The sequence below is a fragment of the Nodosilinea sp. LEGE 07298 genome (assembly GCF_015207265.1).
GTDB lineage: Bacteria > Cyanobacteriota > Cyanobacteriia > Phormidesmidales > Phormidesmidaceae > Nodosilinea.
On sequence record NZ_JADEXE010000021.1, the window covers coordinates 1 to 15324 of the forward strand.

Annotated in this window: 14 protein-coding genes; 6 read left to right on the forward strand and 8 right to left on the reverse strand. The window is 53.0% G+C overall.

Annotated elements, in window-relative coordinates:
• Positions 1-435: 435 nt before the first annotated feature.
• Positions 436-1251, forward strand: a complete 816-nt coding sequence (locus tag IQ273_RS04805; protein WP_194022037.1) for an FkbM family methyltransferase — start codon at positions 436-438, stop codon at positions 1249-1251.
• Between the two features lie 20 nt (positions 1252-1271).
• Here IQ273_RS04805 and IQ273_RS04810 read toward each other — a convergent pair whose 3' ends face one another.
• Positions 1272-1907: a hypothetical protein gene (locus tag IQ273_RS04810; protein WP_194022038.1), complete on the reverse strand. Its 636-nt coding sequence runs from the start codon at positions 1905-1907 to the stop codon at positions 1272-1274.
• Positions 1908-2202: 295 nt separating this feature from the next.
• Between IQ273_RS04810 and IQ273_RS04815 the strand changes: the two genes are divergently transcribed.
• Both IQ273_RS04815 and IQ273_RS04820 read left to right on the forward strand, forming a co-directional pair.
• Complete coding sequence (locus IQ273_RS04815) at positions 2203-2613, forward strand: hypothetical protein (protein WP_035993521.1); 411 nt, start codon at positions 2203-2205, stop codon at positions 2611-2613.
• Positions 2614-2617: 4 nt separating this feature from the next.
• Complete coding sequence (locus IQ273_RS04820) at positions 2618-3874, forward strand: aldehyde dehydrogenase family protein (protein WP_194022039.1); 1257 nt, start codon at positions 2618-2620, stop codon at positions 3872-3874.
• A gap of 95 nt (positions 3875-3969) precedes the next feature.
• Here IQ273_RS04820 and IQ273_RS04825 read toward each other — a convergent pair whose 3' ends face one another.
• Positions 3970-5106 (reverse strand): glycosyltransferase family 1 protein, encoded by a 1137-nt coding sequence (locus tag IQ273_RS04825; RefSeq protein WP_194022040.1) that lies wholly within the window; start codon positions 5104-5106, stop codon positions 3970-3972.
• 880 nt (positions 5107-5986) lie between these two features.
• On the opposite strand from IQ273_RS04825, the gene IQ273_RS04830 reads away from it, so the two are divergent.
• The 3 genes from IQ273_RS04830 (at position 5987) to IQ273_RS04840 (ending at position 8511) form a co-directional block, all read left to right on the forward strand.
• Entirely contained in the window at positions 5987-6184 is a 198-nt protein-coding gene (locus IQ273_RS04830) for a hypothetical protein (protein WP_194022041.1), read from the forward strand.
• A 137-nt stretch (positions 6185-6321) separates the two neighbouring features.
• Positions 6322-6507 (forward strand): hypothetical protein, encoded by a 186-nt coding sequence (locus IQ273_RS04835; RefSeq protein ID WP_194022042.1) that lies wholly within the window; start codon positions 6322-6324, stop codon positions 6505-6507.
• 837 nt (positions 6508-7344) lie between these two features.
• On the forward strand, positions 7345-8511 hold the full coding sequence (locus tag IQ273_RS04840; RefSeq protein ID WP_194022043.1) for a glycosyltransferase 61 family protein: 1167 nt from the start codon (positions 7345-7347) through the stop codon (positions 8509-8511).
• A 65-nt stretch (positions 8512-8576) separates the two neighbouring features.
• Here IQ273_RS04840 and IQ273_RS04845 read toward each other — a convergent pair whose 3' ends face one another.
• From IQ273_RS04845 to IQ273_RS04870, 6 genes are all read right to left on the reverse strand, one after another.
• The gene (locus IQ273_RS04845; RefSeq protein ID WP_194022044.1) at positions 8577-9044 is read right to left on the reverse strand and encodes a T3SS (YopN, CesT) and YbjN peptide-binding chaperone 1; all 468 of its coding nucleotides are present in this window, start codon (positions 9042-9044) and stop codon (positions 8577-8579) included.
• A 106-nt stretch (positions 9045-9150) separates the two neighbouring features.
• Positions 9151-9930 (reverse strand): ATP-binding cassette domain-containing protein, encoded by a 780-nt coding sequence (locus IQ273_RS04850; RefSeq protein ID WP_194022045.1) that lies wholly within the window; start codon positions 9928-9930, stop codon positions 9151-9153.
• A complete protein-coding gene (gene devC, locus IQ273_RS04855) occupies positions 9927-11099 on the reverse strand; it encodes an ABC transporter permease DevC (protein WP_194022065.1) in 1173 nt (390 codons plus the stop codon). The genes IQ273_RS04850 and devC (IQ273_RS04855) overlap by 4 nt, the downstream gene beginning before the upstream one ends.
• 390 nt (positions 11100-11489) lie before the next feature.
• Positions 11490-12653 carry an ABC transporter permease DevC gene (gene devC / locus IQ273_RS04860; RefSeq protein ID WP_194022046.1) on the reverse strand — a complete coding sequence of 388 codons (1164 nt, stop codon included), beginning with the start codon at positions 12651-12653 and terminating at the stop codon, positions 11490-11492.
• A gap of 8 nt (positions 12654-12661) precedes the next feature.
• A complete protein-coding gene (locus tag IQ273_RS04865; RefSeq protein WP_228052354.1) occupies positions 12662-13834 on the reverse strand; it encodes an efflux RND transporter periplasmic adaptor subunit in 1173 nt (390 codons plus the stop codon).
• 291 nt (positions 13835-14125) lie between these two features.
• On the reverse strand, positions 14126-15085 hold the full coding sequence (locus IQ273_RS04870; RefSeq protein ID WP_194022047.1) for a FecR domain-containing protein: 960 nt from the start codon (positions 15083-15085) through the stop codon (positions 14126-14128).
• Positions 15086-15324: the final 239 nt, after the last annotated feature.

The following is a 15324-nucleotide window of genomic DNA, read 5'->3' on the forward strand; positions in this document are numbered from 1 at the left end:
GACCCTCCTCGGTCTCGTCGTACGACTCAACATCAATACCGGGTAAACCCAAGAGCTCTGTCAGTAGAGGCACCATAGCCATAACGTATAGTAACGGCTACTTCAGCATACTCATTCCAGGAGAGCCCTTTCTTTTTGCTGGTTTTCTTCTTAGACCCCATTGGGTAACCTCTCGTTCTCGACCAGTAAGACATATCGCCTCAGGGCAGCAGACTTAAGTGCCTACCTGGGTAACTACAGTTACCTAACAGGAGGTTGACGCACCGCCCTGGGTCTAGCTGTTGCGCTAGAGCCTTTCACCTTAGTGGTGGCTTAACCTAGGTGCGTCTGCTGGGAGAGAGATATGCGCCACTAGCGAAGGTCAGGATGCTGTCTGAAATCCCGATCTGGCCCAGGTGGTACGCTTAAGAGATATTTTTCTTCGGGGCCGATCTAATGCGCGTTGAAGCTTGCTGCCAGGCCCTATTTGAGCATCTGTTACCCAATCTTGACCCTCAGCGGCAGGGCCTTTGTATAGATGTCGGGGTAGGTACGTTTGCTTTTTACTGTGAGCTGTTTGCCCGCCTGGGGTTTGCGACTGTTGCGGTAGAGCCTTCCCCAACCGATAAGCTGCGGATCGTCTGTGAGCAGCACCCAATTCAGCTCATCGAGCAGTGCCTCTCTGACCAGGTGGGCACCCAAACCCTGCACATGGGCCAGTTTGCTAACTTGGCCAACAGCAACTTTAGCTCGCTGGCCGCCGACTGGTTTGGGGCTTCAACCACTACCCGCTCGGTACCGACCCTAAATTTGGCAACGCTGCTAGAACAAGTAGCCGCTACCCGCATCACCGCTTTCAAACTCGATATCGAAGGCTGGGAACCCGTGGTGATTCAGCAGTTTGCCGAGTTGCCCACCGAGCTGCTGCCCCAGGTTGTAATGTTTGAGTATGGCGGCGGCAGCTGTCGCGCCTTGGGGAAAAACGGCTGGTCACCCCGATTTTTTGAGGGCACCATAACCTGTCTAAAGACCCTACAGCAGCTGGGCTATGACTTTAGCATTATGGTTGACTACGCCGCTGGCACTCAGGCTAAAGTATTCGACCTGAAATCTTTAGATTTAGCTCACGAGTCGCCCTTTTACGCCAACGGAGTCTACGGCAATATTCTCTGCTTTTACCAACAGCGCTTTTCGTCTACAGCTATTCGCCGTGTCTGTGCACCCTACGGCGGTGGTTTGGCCAACTGGCTAGTCAGTAAATTTGTGTCGTAAGCGCGTTCAAACGGGCATTGCTATCGCCCTAGTCCATCTGGAACCTGATCGTCATAGTAGTAGTTCCACAGGGAGGCTACCGGTTCTTCCGCTTCTACAGGGGTGCCCACCAGGTTGGTACCGGCTGGGGTATCGGCGGCGGCGACTAAAAATGCATTGGGGTCGGCCTGGTAGGCGGCAAGCAGGGCTTTTTCTTCAATGGATAGGTCGGGGGAACTGTCTTGCTCAATTTCTAGGAAGGTGGTTTCGACCAGCTCCATTTGCTCTTCGGCAATGCTAAGTTCGTGGTTGGTTTCACCGTTGAGCAGCTGCTCTAGGGGTTGCAGCTCGTCTATGTGGTTAGAGAGCGTCTGCAGCCGCTCTTCGTAGGTTTTGGTAAGTTGCTGTAGCTCTTGCCGGTGCTGGGCCGTTTGCTGGTCGAGGCGGGCCTGGATCTCGGCCTTTTCGGTTTCAATGGCTTTGAGCTTAGCCTGGTGATCTTTGAGTGCCTTGAGCAAGGGCACGACTTGCCCTTTCAATGTCATGTGATCGACATCGAGCTGGTGAAACCGCTCGGACAGGCTGACGTAGGCGCGGCACAGGCGAGTGTAGCGCTCCACCATCTGATTGACGTGCTGAAAATTTCTCACGGCCGTCTCCAAGCGATCGGTGGCCATAACAACATCCTGTCCATAGGGGGCAATGGGGGTAGGACGAAACTCCTACCCCCATTAACGGGATTAGTGGGAAAGGAGCCGTACTGCTAAGTAGCCTCTTAACTACCACGGTTGTCCCTAAAATTTCAAGCCGTAGATGATACATTGACGCTAAAAGACGCTAAAAATTCAGCGATCTGACCCAGTCGCTAAACATACTTACCTTGACTGGTTGTTTTTCAGAAGAGGTTTTGGTTAATGTGTCAGAATGATGGGGCTACTACCAGCCCATTTTTTGCCCCCCACTGGCAGTGCTGTGCGTACCTACAAAAGCCAGAAGATCGACCAGAACGCTGATTACCCCTGCCCCTGTCGCCGGAATGGGTGCATTAAACCCATTACTCTGACCGAGGCCTTTGGCTGCGATCGCTGCCAGCAGATTTTCGTCGTGCAAGACGACGGCTACGTAATCGAGCAACTCTCTACCCACTATCCCTACAAGCGCATCTGGCGCTGGACGGGGCAGCAGTGGCGGCTCGATCGCTCTTCCCTGAGCGTCAGTTATTTGCCCCTGGTGGTGCTGGCGGCTTTTGGGGTGATGGTGTTTTTTTTGCTGCTGGCTACCCTGCAAACCCCCGATGGAGCCCAGTCTATAGCCCGGTTGCTGACTACCCTGGCGGTGTCGCTAGCGGTGGTGGGCATGTTCTGGCTGGCCTCTCGGCGTTAGGATTATGGTAGAGCTAGCCACCCAGGCAGACTTTAGCGTTGCAGTTGAGCAGGTGCGTCAGGCCAGTCACGTTTTGGTGGCGGCTGGGGCAGACGCCCAAAGCCGTCTGCTAGAGGCCGTTGCTACCGCAGTTGAGGCCAGCCTTGACGATATTCTTGAAGCCAATACCCTCGATCTTGAAGCCAGTCTCGATATGGCCGTACCCGAGCGGGTGTTGGACTGGCTCAAACTCACCCCCGAGCGGCTGCAAACCACTGCTAAAATCTTGCGGCGGCTGGCCTATCTCGGCGACCCGCGCGGGCTATTGCACCCTGTTCCCAGTCGCCTGAGCAAGGCCGTGGCAGGTTACGGCCAGGTGGTGCCTTTAGGCGTGGTGGCCTTGGTTTATGAAGCGTTTCCAGAACTGGCGGCGATCGCAGCGGGGTTGAGCCTGCGCACGGGTAACGGTCTCATTCTCAAGGGCAGCAACGAAGCCGGTCAGACCAACCAGGTAATTTTGCAGGCTCTGCACCAGGCTCTCGATCAAGTAGGTCTGCCTCAGCACTGCATTCTCTCCCTCACCGAAGAACAGGGAGATGTTGCGCGCTCCTGGCTGTTGCAAGATCCGGGTGTCGATTTAATCATCCCCTATGGGCGACCGGGGTTGGTGCAGCAGGTGGTGCGCCAGGCAGGCGTGCCGGTACTGCCTACGGCTATCGGCAACTGTTACCTCTATTGGTCGGCGTCTGGCCAGCTCGACACGGTAACCCACATGATTTTAGACAGCCATCGGGGCGAACCTGATGCCGTCAACGCCATTGAAAAGGTGCTGGTGCACCGGGGTTGCAGCCCCTCGGCGCTGGCGCAGCTCTGCCATACTCTGTGGGATCAAGATTTTGAGGTGCTGGCTCACGAGTCTCTTATGGCCGATTTACCGGATGTCAAACTGGCCACCGCCGCCGATTGGAGCCGCCCCTTTTTAGGCAAAACGGTTGCTTTGCGCTTGGTCGAGGATACCAAAACAGCCGCTGCCTTGATCAATCGCTACAGCAGTGGTCACGCCAACGCCATCGCCACCGAATCCTACACTGAGGGTAGCCGCTTTACTCAGCTAGCTACTAGCGCCGTAATCTACGTCAACGCCTCTCCTCGCTTTGTCCGCAACCCGGCCCAGGCCGCCGCGATCGCCCTGGGAATGACTGCCCAGCGAGGCCGCTGTAGCGGGTTTGTAGGCCTGAGCGCTCTGCTAACGACTCAGCATATTTTACAAGGCCTGGAGTAGCTTAACTGAGGCACATTCTGATGAGGAACATTCTGACTTGGTTAGTATTGATCTGAATCAAGATGTGAATAGGTTGTGTTACTCAGCTTAGCGGCCTAAAACTTCAGCCGCAGAGCATTAATCTCACTAGCCATGTACTTGCCGACGACTTTTTCAGAACACTTTGTTTCCCACCAGTCTAAGGTTTGCTGATGGAGAGTTTGTAGCAACACAGGATTGTTGAGCAGCTTGTTCAAAACTGGCTCTAGGTTTTGCCAACTGCCGATTTGAATGACAGGGGCTCCATTGTAAAACCAGCGAGAGGGCAAATATTCTACAATAATTACGCAGCCGTAGCGCATGGCTTCGAATAGCCTATAGGTCTCTAGGGTAGTTCCCCTTGGCGCGAGGCAAATTTTTGTATTCATTAAATTTTGGCTGTAGGTACTTTGCGGTGTGTAATTGAATGCAGCAAAGCCGACAGAAAGTGCCAAATGAATCTGAAATTGAGGATTTTTGTCTTTAAAGCGTTTTAAGTTATCAACCATTTGCTCGCGCGAATGGGCTTTGGGAGTTTTAGACCAGTACCGTAGCGACCAGACAGGATATTTATGCTGAATAACACTGCCATCAAAAAAGACGTCGCAGTTGCGATCTAAAATAGGCCTTATAGGCAAATCTTCGGAATTTAAATAGCCTGGTGGAATGTCATAAATAGGAACTATTTTAGTTCTGCCCAAAAACAAGGTCTTAATTTTCTTTAGTCTGTAACGAGACTTTCTAACAAAGCGATGAATCAAATTCTTGATTGTCTGGCCAAGCACCAGGAACTTAAAATAGGATAGCTTTAGAAGTGGTCGATAAAGATTTAACTGCTCACGAATCTGTCGAGTGCCATAGCACTTAAATACTCCTCCAACTTTGTCAATATAGTCTGGGATTCGATAAAACTCGTCACCTAAAATCAAAACAAAAACATTCTCACCATAGGAAGGCATCTCCTTCATTTCAATCATGGTGACGTAGAAGACTAAGCCTTGGTTAGGCAAGGCGCAGTCGACAGCCTGCAAAACCTTGCCAAAATAGGCGACAAAGCTACAATTTTCCGGCTCAGGATCATAAATATCCCAAGGTATTAAATTTTTATCAATGTACATAAAAAACTGATTGGCGCTTGAGCCAGATCCAAGCAGATAATCAAGATCTATAGTTGATTCCCTAGCAATATTTTGGCTCTTGAGCTTTCTCAGCATAGGTTTTGCCTAATTTATTCGTGCAATCAATGCAATTATTTTGTTATTTTGATTTGCTTTTGAAGATCAGCTATTTGATTAGCTGATCAAATAGCTGCCTGCTGTTTTCGTTGTACTTGGAGCAAACCCGCGTGAGTGGTGAAACTTCGTAGAACGGGTGTCCCACCGGCACCGACAAGATATCCAATTTGCTTTTGTAAATTAAATCAGGTAAATCAAGAGCTGTATCATTCAGCTAAGATTCTTTCAAGCATGAGAACAATTTTTGAAAGCTTTAGGTTTTGTCCCGAGTTAGATAGACCTCTATGTAAAATAAGCCTTTCATCGATCGATACACAGTTAAACTATAAACACCCATGCCACTGTAAACTCATGGCTTTAGTGATTTAAGGTGTTTAAATCTGGCAGCATTTAACCATAACAAATCATAAATTTGGCTTATCCGCTTTAGAGTGTTCCAAATAAATACCTGTTCGGGGGTTCACCTCGACAGGCCCAGCGATTGTGTTCGCGGCCCTAAATGGGATGTTTTAAGTGGTATACGCCAAAAAAACCAAGTCAAATTCTTAATGAAAATTAACGTTCTGTGCTGTATGGATAGGAGATTAACCTCGATAACTTAAAACCAGATGCTAGGATTATACGCTTAGGCAAAATTATGAGTACTTCCTTATACTTAGCTTCTTGTTCTATTTAATCAACTGCCTTGCTTTATTAAAATGGCATAAACTTGCCAGCCAGCGCCCGAGAATCGGTGCCTGATGCTCGCTAAAGATTTTTAGTAATTGCTCAACTCTCTACCCACTATCCTTGCAAGCGGCTCTGGTGCTGGACAGGACAGCAGTGGCGGCTCGATCGCTCTTCCCTGAGCGTCAGTTACTTGCCCCTGGTGGTGCTGGCGGCTTTTGGGGTGATGGTGTTCTTTTTGCTACTGGCTACCCTGCAAACCCCCGATGGAGCCCAGTCTATAGCCCGGTTGCTGACTACCCTGGCGGTGTCGCTAGCGGTGGTGGGCATGTTTTGGCTGGCCTCTCGGCGTGAGGATTATGGTAGAGCTAGCCACCCAAGCAGACTTTAGCTCTGCAGTTGAGCAGGGATGAACAGGGGGTTGTTGCACGCTCCTAGCTGCAAGATCCGGGGGTTGATTTAATCATTCCCTATGGTTGACCTGGGATAGTGCAGCTGTGCCACAGCCTGTAGAATCAAGCCTTTGAAGTGCTGGCTGATGCAGACCTGCTGCCCGACCTGCCCGACGTGAAACCAGCCACTACCGCCAACTGGAGCCGCTCATTTTTGAGCAAAACATTGGCCCTGCGATCGGTGGACGGTGTGCATACGGCGGTAACCCTAATCAACAGGTATAGCAGTGGTCACGCCAATCAACAGTTCGGACAGTTTTAGCAACGAAGCTACAAGACTTATAGGGCAATCACCCTGACACTCGCCTATTTGACTCAAAGTTAGTTTTCAGGCTGACATTGATTTAAATACTTTGAGCAACGTAGGCTCTGGCTTACAGGCAATATTTAGGACACACTTCTGTCCGGAGTATTGGCTAATGCGATCGCCACCGAAACCTACACTGAAAGCAGCCGCTTTACCCACCTAGCCACCAGCGCAATAATCTATATCAATACCTCTCCCCGGTTTGTTCGCAACCCTGCCCAGACCTACCCAATTGCCCTAGGGATAACGGCCCAGCGCGGTTGCTGGAGCGGTTTTGTGGGCCTTGGAGCCTTTTTTACTACTCAGCATATTCTGCAAGGGCTTAAACAAATTAGTACAGCCGCAAGCCATAGCGCGAAAAAATAAAGGGTGCATGCAAAGAGAGATATCTATGCTTGAATGTCACTGAATTAAGGCTGGGAGACAGTGCCCGTCCTAGGGCAGATCAAATCTTTTGGCGATCTCTAAGAGCTTGTTTCAGTGACATTTATCTATGCTTAACCAAGCTGATATGGTTGATCGGCTTTACTTAATAGCAAGGGCTTCACTGTTTCTTAACACTTAAAGACTCTCAAATCGAAGGTCGGTAAAGTTATGTAGAGGTTTCTAGGCTTGCATGATTTAATTCTGGCCGTCTACTTCTATATTAATGCTGTTACTCCCAACCGCAGGGTTATTTCGCAAGCATAGCTCTAGTATTTGTGCGATCGGCAAAACTCTGCTTGCTTCTGTAGTTATTAGTAATTTTTTTGAATGTATTAATTAACTGATGTTTTTGGAGGGGTTTTAAAAATGGATATCAATCTAAAGTATAAGGTTCCAGGCCTTGAAGTCGCATCTTCAATGATGTATTGCTTTCCTACAGGTGCGATGGATGTATGGCACCCGGCCGCTGAGCAAGTGCTAATGCCAGCGAAATATTTTGAACCTTACGACGTAGAAATCAAAGTGCAATCTGCCACAGCCAAACTAGAACTGACAAAAACTCTTAGCTGGAAGCGGAAGACTCAGCTAGTTCTTTCAAAAGCAATCAAGCGAAAGGCCCGATCATTTCTCCCTAAAACCATCAGGCGAAAGGCCCGATCAGCTTTCTCAAGAGTGAAAAATTACAAGACTCAATTATTTCTCCCTGAAGCAGTAGAAGATGGAGACGTGCTCGACTACTCAGGAAAATTCATCTTTGATGCTCGCTTTGATGTGTTTACGAACATCAGCCATATTCTTGGCAACATAGCAGAACCAGTTTTTTTAGCGCAAAAGCTCTTGAGCGAACATTTCCAAAAAGATATTAAAATTCATATTATCTTGAGTTCTAGGGTACCTAAATACAGAATGCCTATGGACGTATACCGATTGCTTGGTAATCCTGTCATTTTTACTGATGATGATGTCTACGGTGAGCTTGTTACCTGTTCAAAGCAGAGGGTTTACAGTACTGCACCTCACTTTCTGAATTTCGAGTTTCCAGGATACAAAGAACAAACATACGAAAGAGTGTTTGTCGCCCGCAGGGGAAACCGTAGATTAATCAATAATGATGAGGTAACTAAGTTTCTGGAGGAGCGAGGGTTTAAAACGCTTTACTTTGAGGATTTATCTCTCGAAGAAGAGTGGTCAATTGCTCGCAATGCAAAAGAGGCGGTGGTAGTGGCTGGTGCTGCCAGCGGCAATTTTGTTTTAAATCGTGTCGGACTGCGAGACAATGCTGAACCAGGTAGTGGGCTTAAGCTAATTGAGCTTATGTCTCCCGCATGGAACTTTTATGAACATCGGTACATGGCTAACACCTTAAATGGCAAGTGGTGTTGTGTACGAGGCCAGATCACCCCTCAAATGCTCAACGCACTTGATTTTTCTGAAGCACCTCCTGACTCGCTAAAAGCTCCATACAAAGATCCTTTTAGGGTAGATTGCCAGACTATTCAAATGGCACTTGACTATCTCTCCATGGGTAAATAAGGATTTTCGTAGGATTGTTGAAATTTAGTTGTATGGGGTCATGGCTTAAGAGGCGATCGCCACCGTTAATCGATCGCCCGCTGCCCCCCAAAGCGCTGGGCAATAATGTCGTCGTAGGTGTCAGCGATGGTAACGACCGAGAGAATGCAGGTCTGTAGCTCCATCAAATCCATGTTTTCGCCGCCGAGCACGCTTTCAGCAAACAGCACCTGGTTGGCGTCATCAAGATGAAACGCACCAAACCGCATGCGACGATTTTCGATAAGCAAAAAGTGCATTAGCTCATTGTCGATGGTGCTGCCGATGGTGACGCAGCTAGTAGCCCGTACTGTTGCCAGGTCGGCTTTTTCCCAGGGGTGTACCTCCCAGGGCAGTACCTCAATTTCGACTAAAGTAGATCCGTAGAGAATGTCGAAGCGAGGGATATCGGAGTAGGCTCGCAGTCTGCCTTTGAATAGGGCAGCGGTCTGCAGGTAGTCGGCGACTTTGGTATAAGTGAGGGCTTGAACGGTACTGGCAAAGGAGATGGCCATGGGCGATTTTGGATTTGCGATTTTGGCTGGAGGAAAGAGAAACCGAGTTTCTGTTCGGAATGCATAGGGTGCTAACAGGTTGACCAATACATCCGGTTTCTGATCCCTACATGATGAACATTTTTTGATCTAGAGATTGGGGAGTGTGGCTATCGACGAACTGCTGCGGGCTTTCGTCGGACTCTAGCCGCCCGTCAACCAGGTTGATGATGCGATCGGCCACGTCGAGAATGCGGTTGTCGTGGGTGACCATGAGAATGGTGCAGCCTTTCTCGTTGGCCAAGTGCTGCATGAGAGTAACTACGTCGCGGCCCGATTGTTTGTCGAGGGCAGCGGTGGGTTCGTCGGCCAGTATCAGCTGGGGCTGGTTGACTAGGGCACGGGCGATCGCCACCCGCTGTTTTTGCCCGCCGCTCAGCGCCGCTGGCTTGTAGTTGGCCCGCTCGGCCAGCCCCAGCTGGCTGAGAATATCGACCGCCTGCTGGCGCTTGCCGCGAAAGTTGCCGGTAAGCTCCACGGCCATTTCCACATTCTGGGCCGCCGTCAGCGACTCAAACAGGTTGTGGGCCTGAAAGATAAAGCCAATATTGCGACGAAGCTCGACCAGCTGGCGGCTGCCCATGCCCACCAGCTCTTGCCCCAGCACTCGCAGGCTGCCATCGGTGGCCGATCGCAGCGCCCCGATCAGCGTCAGCAGGGTGGTTTTGCCCGAGCCAGAGGGGCCAGTCATAATCACAATTTGGCCAGGGTGCAGGTCGAGGCTGATGTCGTAGAGCACCTGCTTGCGCAGGTCGCCCTTGCCAAAGAAATAGTTGAGGTTGCGTACCTGAATCGACGCCTCGGTGGCGACGGCAGGCGAACCAGGGGTTGTGGATGGTGCCGTCATAGCCCAAATACCTCTGCTGGGTCAGTGCGCTGCACCTTGCGTACCGCAATGGCACCGGAAATCAGGCACATAATAAACGTCATGATGTAAATGTTAGCGACTCGCTGCAGGGTGAGCTGAAACAGCAGCCCGGTAACGGCAGCCCCCAGGTTGTAGAACAGCGCGCTGATCAGCAGGCCAGGAATAAACCCCAGCACCGACAAAATAATCGCTTCTTGAATCACCACCCCGAACAGGTAGGCGTTGTCGTAGCCGATCGCCTTCAGGGTGGCGTACTCCGACCAGTGGTCGGCCACATCGGTATAGAGAATTTGGTAGACCAAAATAATGCCCACCACAAAGCCCATTGTGGTGAGCAGCGAGAAGACAAACCCAATGTTGGTGTTTTCTTCCCAATAGGTGCGCTCGCGAGCGATAAACCCCTCCGGGCCGTTCATGGGCAGTACCAGCACATCCTGGGGCAGGCCGTCGCGCAATGCATTTACCAGTCTGTCGACCTCAGCGCCAGGGGCAAGTTCGAGCAGGCCAATGTCGGCAGTGGCAAAGCTGCGCTCCTCTTCTTCGGGGCCGCGATTGGCAAAAAATCGCAGAAAGTTTTGATCGCTCATGATCAAGTTGCCGTTGCCCGAGGCAAAGTCGGTGCCCAGGCTAAAGGTGCCCACAATCCGAATTTCGCGATCGGCCAGCTCGGTAACGACCCCGGTTTCGCGGGGGCCGACTTCAGCCCGCGATCGCTCGTCGATCATGGCCGTGTTGGGTAGCCGCAGTTCCTGCTGTAGGGCCAGCACCTCGGGCATGGGCAGCACCGGGTCAGAGGGGTTATAGGCAATTACCCGTACGGGACGGGTTTTGCGCGTGTCGGGGTTTTTCCAGCGGGCATCGCTGAGGTAAATGGCGTAGGCCCCTTCCACGCCGTCGAAGGCTTGGGCCTGGTACAGACGGCGACGGGCAAAGGCTCGGGGCACAAACATGTTCTCCTTCAGCCGATTGATGATCACAATGTCGCCATTAAGTCGGCCCAGTAGCTGAGTCTGGCTGTCGTAGAGGGCATTTTTGAAGCCCGTGAACAAAAACATCAGCAGCACTGCGAAGGCTACCCCAGCCATGGAGGTGAGGAACTTTTTGCGATCGTGAACTAAATTGAGCAGGGCTAGGGGAGTGCGGCGCATGGCGCGATGACCGGCAATTTTGGGTTTTGGATTTGCAGGCAGCGGCAGTAAGGTGGGCAGTGCCCACCATTGACCTTTAGAACTGAACGGATTGCTGGCTGGGTTGTGCTGGCTGGCTGAGCGGAGATGGGTGGTGGGCATTGCCCACCCTATTAGGAGACTGCGCCCCCGCTAGCCGGGGGCAATCCAATAAAACTTGGCTAGACAGCTTCGAGATTGGCTGATCAACAGCGGGAAACAACAGGGGAACGAGTCGCTTAGCCATACGGGCTGTCCTTAGAGAATGGGTGAGTTGCACTGTTGTAGAAGGGGCTTGCCCCCGGCAGCGGGCGCAAGCCAGACACCGACAGGTCGACAAGCCCCCAAAATCCCAAATCCAACTTCTAAAATTCATGCAAATACCTCCGCTGGGTCAGCTGTAACGGCCTTGCGTACCGAAATGAGCCCCGATAGAGCGCACATCAGCAGCGTGAGCGTAAATACGAAAATCACCCGAAATACCGTCATCTGCATCGGTAGCGTGCCAGCGGTGGCATTCACCGCCAGTTCATACAGCCCCAGCGCCAGAATTAACCCCGGCACGTAGCCCATTAGCGCTAGCAAAATAGCTTCCTGAATCACGGTTTTGAACAGGTAGCTGCCGCTGTAGCCAATCGCCTTGAGGGTGGCGTACTCGCGCAGGTGGTCGCGAATGTCGGTGTAGAGAATTTGGTAGACAATCACGGTGCCAACGATAAACGACACCAGCACCCCCAGACCGAAAATAAAGCCAATCGAGGTGGTTTGAATCCAAAACTGGCTTTCTTTGAGCACAATTTCGGTCTTGGTGTAGACTTCCACATCGGCGGGCAGCTGGTCTTGGAGAGCCACTTTAACCCGCTGCGCGTCGGCCCCAGGCTCCAGCAGTACCAGGCCCAGGTTGACCTGGTCGAGCGGTCGCGGGTCGAAGTAGCGGCGAAAGTTTTGATCGCTCATAATCAGCGTGCCGTCGGCGGCAAAGCCGCCGCCGAGGTCGTACTGCCCCACCACGGTAATGCGGCGGCGGTCGGCTTCGGTTTCAAGCCCCACGGTTTGGGGGCCAAACTCAGGCCGCGATCGCCGGTCGATAAAGGCGGTATTGGGCTGCTGTAGCGCTCGCCTACCCTCGGGAGTATTCAACTCTGGCATTAGAAACACCGGGTCGCTGGGGTTGAAGGCGTAGACAAACATGGCCCGACTGAGGCTGGTTTCGGGGTTTTTCCAGAGGGCATACTCAGCGTAGAGGGGCATCACCTGCTGCACCCCTTCAATACCCTTGGCCTGGTACAAGCGCTCGCGCGGGAACGCCTTCGTGGAGCTAATTTCGAGCGACTGGGGCGAGATCAAAAAAATGTCGCCGTTAAATTCGTCATAAAAATTGGTGGTGGTGCTGACTAGGGCACCCAGAAACCCGAGGTTCATAAACATCAACAGCACCGCAAAGGTGACCCCGGCCACCGCCACCAGCAGACGGGGGCGATCGTGGCGCAGGTTGTACCAGGCCAACGGAATGCGGGGCAGAGACGGGAACTTCATGCGTCCCCTCACGACTCAATGTCGATCGCAACATCCACCTGTAGATTGGTGAGGGCTGCCACCGCCTCGCTTTGGTCGACCCGCACCCGCACCTCAACCACGCGGGCATCGGCGTTGGCGGCGGGGTCGTCGTCGAGCACGTCGTTTTTGGCAATTTGCAGGCCGATCTCGCTGACGGTGCCGGTCAGGGTTTCACTAAAGGCCCCGTTGCGACTGGTGATAGTGGCGGGCTGCCCCACTTCGACCAGGCCAATGTCGGTCTCGTAGACTTCGGCCACCACCACCATCTGGTCGGTGTCGCCTAGGGCCAAAATTGGACCGTCATTCGGCGATACCGCTTCGCCGGGAAAGGCAAAGATATCGAGTACTTGCCCCGCCTGGGGAGCCCGAATAATAGTGCGGGCCAGCTGGGCCTCGGCCAGGGCCAGACTTTGGGCAGCAGAGTCGACCTGGCTAGCGATCTGAGCCCGAGTCGTGGTAGCTCGAGTCGAATCTACCTGGGCTTGAGCGTTTCTAATGTCGTTGATGCGGGACTGTTCAAGCCGCTGCCGGGTAGCGGTAGCATTGGCGAGGTCAGCGCGCAGTCGCTCAACGGTTGCCCGCTGCCGGTCTAGCTCCTGGCGAGAAATTGCCCCCGATTCGTTGAGCTGCTGGAACCGGGCTAGGTCAATTTCGGCGACGTCAAGCTCGGCCTGTAGGCTCTGAATGGCGGCCTGCTGAGCGGCGATCGCGGCCTGCTGCGGCTCGTCGATTTGGGCAACGCGAGTGTTGGCCTCCTGAACTTGAGAACTGCCCAGGCGAGTTTCGGCATCGAGTTGGGCGCGGGCCTCACTCAGCTGACTGGCGGCCACATCACGCTCGGCTCGGCGCACATCGTAGGTATCGAGGTAGGCCAAAACCTGTCCCTGCTCCACCCGATCGCCCTCCTGCACCTCCAGGCGATCGATGCGGCCCGACTCTGCCGTAGCCACATCGATCACCCGACTGACTGGCTCAACTCGTCCCAGGGCCACCACCTTGACCTGGCGCGGCGGCGGTAGTTCGGCCTGTTCACGGGCCTCCTGACGAGCTTGCAGTACGTTGCGCACAACTAGAGTAGAGCCGGTGCCCACGATTAGTAGGGCAGTGATCAATAGCCAAAAACCCGGTTTTTTCCAGGGCTGAATCGATTGGGCAGACATAGACAGCGGCAGACAACTGCCTTGAATTTAACTGAACGGTGTAGTTTAGTCAATGCTTCTAAGGTTTTGCTTTTTCTGGCCTGATGCCAGCAGCGGCAGCCCAAAGATTGCTCCCAGTGTCTTGACATAGAGAGCTGTCTGTAGGCTGCACCACATGGGGCAAGGCAACCGTCAGATCGCTTGACGCACGCCAATGCGCTACCTCAGGATATTTACCCAGGACAGTCGCCTTTTGTCTGCGGTGAGCTGGCCAACGCTATATCTAACGTTGTAGAACGGCGATCGCCTCAATTAGGGGTTGGCAGAAGCGTCACCGGTCGCGGGTTGGGCGGTCGCAGGGGCAATGGCCGGGACATCGACCGGGATAGATGGTGCTTCGGGGAGGGGATTGACGACGCCAGGCGGGGTATCGTTGTAGCGCCGCAGCTCTTCTACCGGCGAGAGCGGGTCTAAGGGGCTGGCTTCCATGCCTTGGGGGCTAGCGACAGGCGCAATCTCGGAGATTAGGGCAGGGTCTAAAATCGAGCCTTCTTGCTCAAACGGGGCCTGCTGCGCCAGGGCCTCCAGCAGATTGGGACGCAGGGCGGCCAGAGGTTCGTCCTCGGGAGGTAGGTAGGTAGGGTCGCCCAGCTTTAGACCCGCCATCAAGTCGCTGGTTTGGTAAAACTCCAGCAGGTCAAATTCAACAATTTGTAGATTTGCCCCGTTGACAAAAGCCATTTGACCACCATAAAGCGCAAATTCTTGTCTGGTGCTAGCGCTGGTCACCAGTACTGGGCCAGTGGGGGCAGTAGCTAGCGCCATGACCAGTGTTAGCTGTCGAGAGGGAACGTAGCGCACTACTACAGCCGTGCTGTTGAGCCCCACGGTAGCATTGGCGGTTTGAACAAGCGTGCGGCCTCGTTCGGGCGGCACAAAGACCGCAGCGGTACCATGGCTGAGGTATAAGTTGCGGGTGGTCGGCCAAAAGCGCAGGCTGGCCTGCTCGCCAACTCTGGTTAGCGACCCGTCGTTAAACAGTAACTCAGCTTGAGACATGGCGCTGGTGTTGAGGGTGTCGCCTGGGCAAAAGCAGTCGGCAACGGAGGCTGGGCGCGAAACTCCGCTGGCCGAGAGCAAGCTAACCTGGTTGGTGCTGATTCTCAGCTTGGCCCAGGCCCAGGGCACCTCGGCTAGGGCTGGGGATGCGATCGCAACACTGCCGACCATTGCCAGCAGCATTGCCAAAAGATTATCGGTACGGAAAAACATAGCGATTAAGCGTGACCACGAATTACAGCAGGCCTACAGCCTTGAGGTAGATGCGGCCAAAGTGCCCTGGCCCTTAAATAACCAAGTGGGTATCGGTAGAGTACCCCGGTAACGGCGGTATAGCCCTAGGGGCCACGCCCTTAGCTGGAGGGAGGTAGTACTACAGAGGACAGATTGAAGAGGACACGTTGCATACGTAGCTCTATGGTAGGTTTCTGGCCAAGGCATGTGGCCCGGGT

What these genes read in the sequence shown, in the direction of transcription:
- IQ273_RS04805 (WP_194022037.1), top strand. Translation starts at nt 436, where the DNA reads ATGCGCGTTGAAGCTTGCTGCCAGGCCCTATTTGAGCATCTGTTACCC.
- IQ273_RS04810 (WP_194022038.1), bottom strand. Translation starts at nt 1,907, where the DNA reads ATGGCCACCGATCGCTTGGAGACGGCCGTGAGAAATTTTCAGCACGTC.
- IQ273_RS04820 (WP_194022039.1), top strand. Translation starts at nt 2,618, where the DNA reads ATGGTAGAGCTAGCCACCCAGGCAGACTTTAGCGTTGCAGTTGAGCAG.
- IQ273_RS04825 (WP_194022040.1), bottom strand. Translation starts at nt 5,106, where the DNA reads ATGCTGAGAAAGCTCAAGAGCCAAAATATTGCTAGGGAATCAACTATA.
- IQ273_RS04840 (WP_194022043.1), top strand. Translation starts at nt 7,345, where the DNA reads ATGGATATCAATCTAAAGTATAAGGTTCCAGGCCTTGAAGTCGCATCT.
- IQ273_RS04845 (WP_194022044.1), bottom strand. Translation starts at nt 9,044, where the DNA reads ATGGCCATCTCCTTTGCCAGTACCGTTCAAGCCCTCACTTATACCAAA.
- IQ273_RS04850 (WP_194022045.1), bottom strand. Translation starts at nt 9,930, where the DNA reads ATGACGGCACCATCCACAACCCCTGGTTCGCCTGCCGTCGCCACCGAG.
- devC (WP_194022065.1), bottom strand. Translation starts at nt 11,099, where the DNA reads ATGCGCCGCACTCCCCTAGCCCTGCTCAATTTAGTTCACGATCGCAAA.
- devC (WP_194022046.1), bottom strand. Translation starts at nt 12,653, where the DNA reads ATGAAGTTCCCGTCTCTGCCCCGCATTCCGTTGGCCTGGTACAACCTG.
- IQ273_RS04865 (WP_228052354.1), bottom strand. Translation starts at nt 13,834, where the DNA reads ATGTCTGCCCAATCGATTCAGCCCTGGAAAAAACCGGGTTTTTGGCTA.
- IQ273_RS04870 (WP_194022047.1), bottom strand. Translation starts at nt 15,085, where the DNA reads ATGTTTTTCCGTACCGATAATCTTTTGGCAATGCTGCTGGCAATGGTC.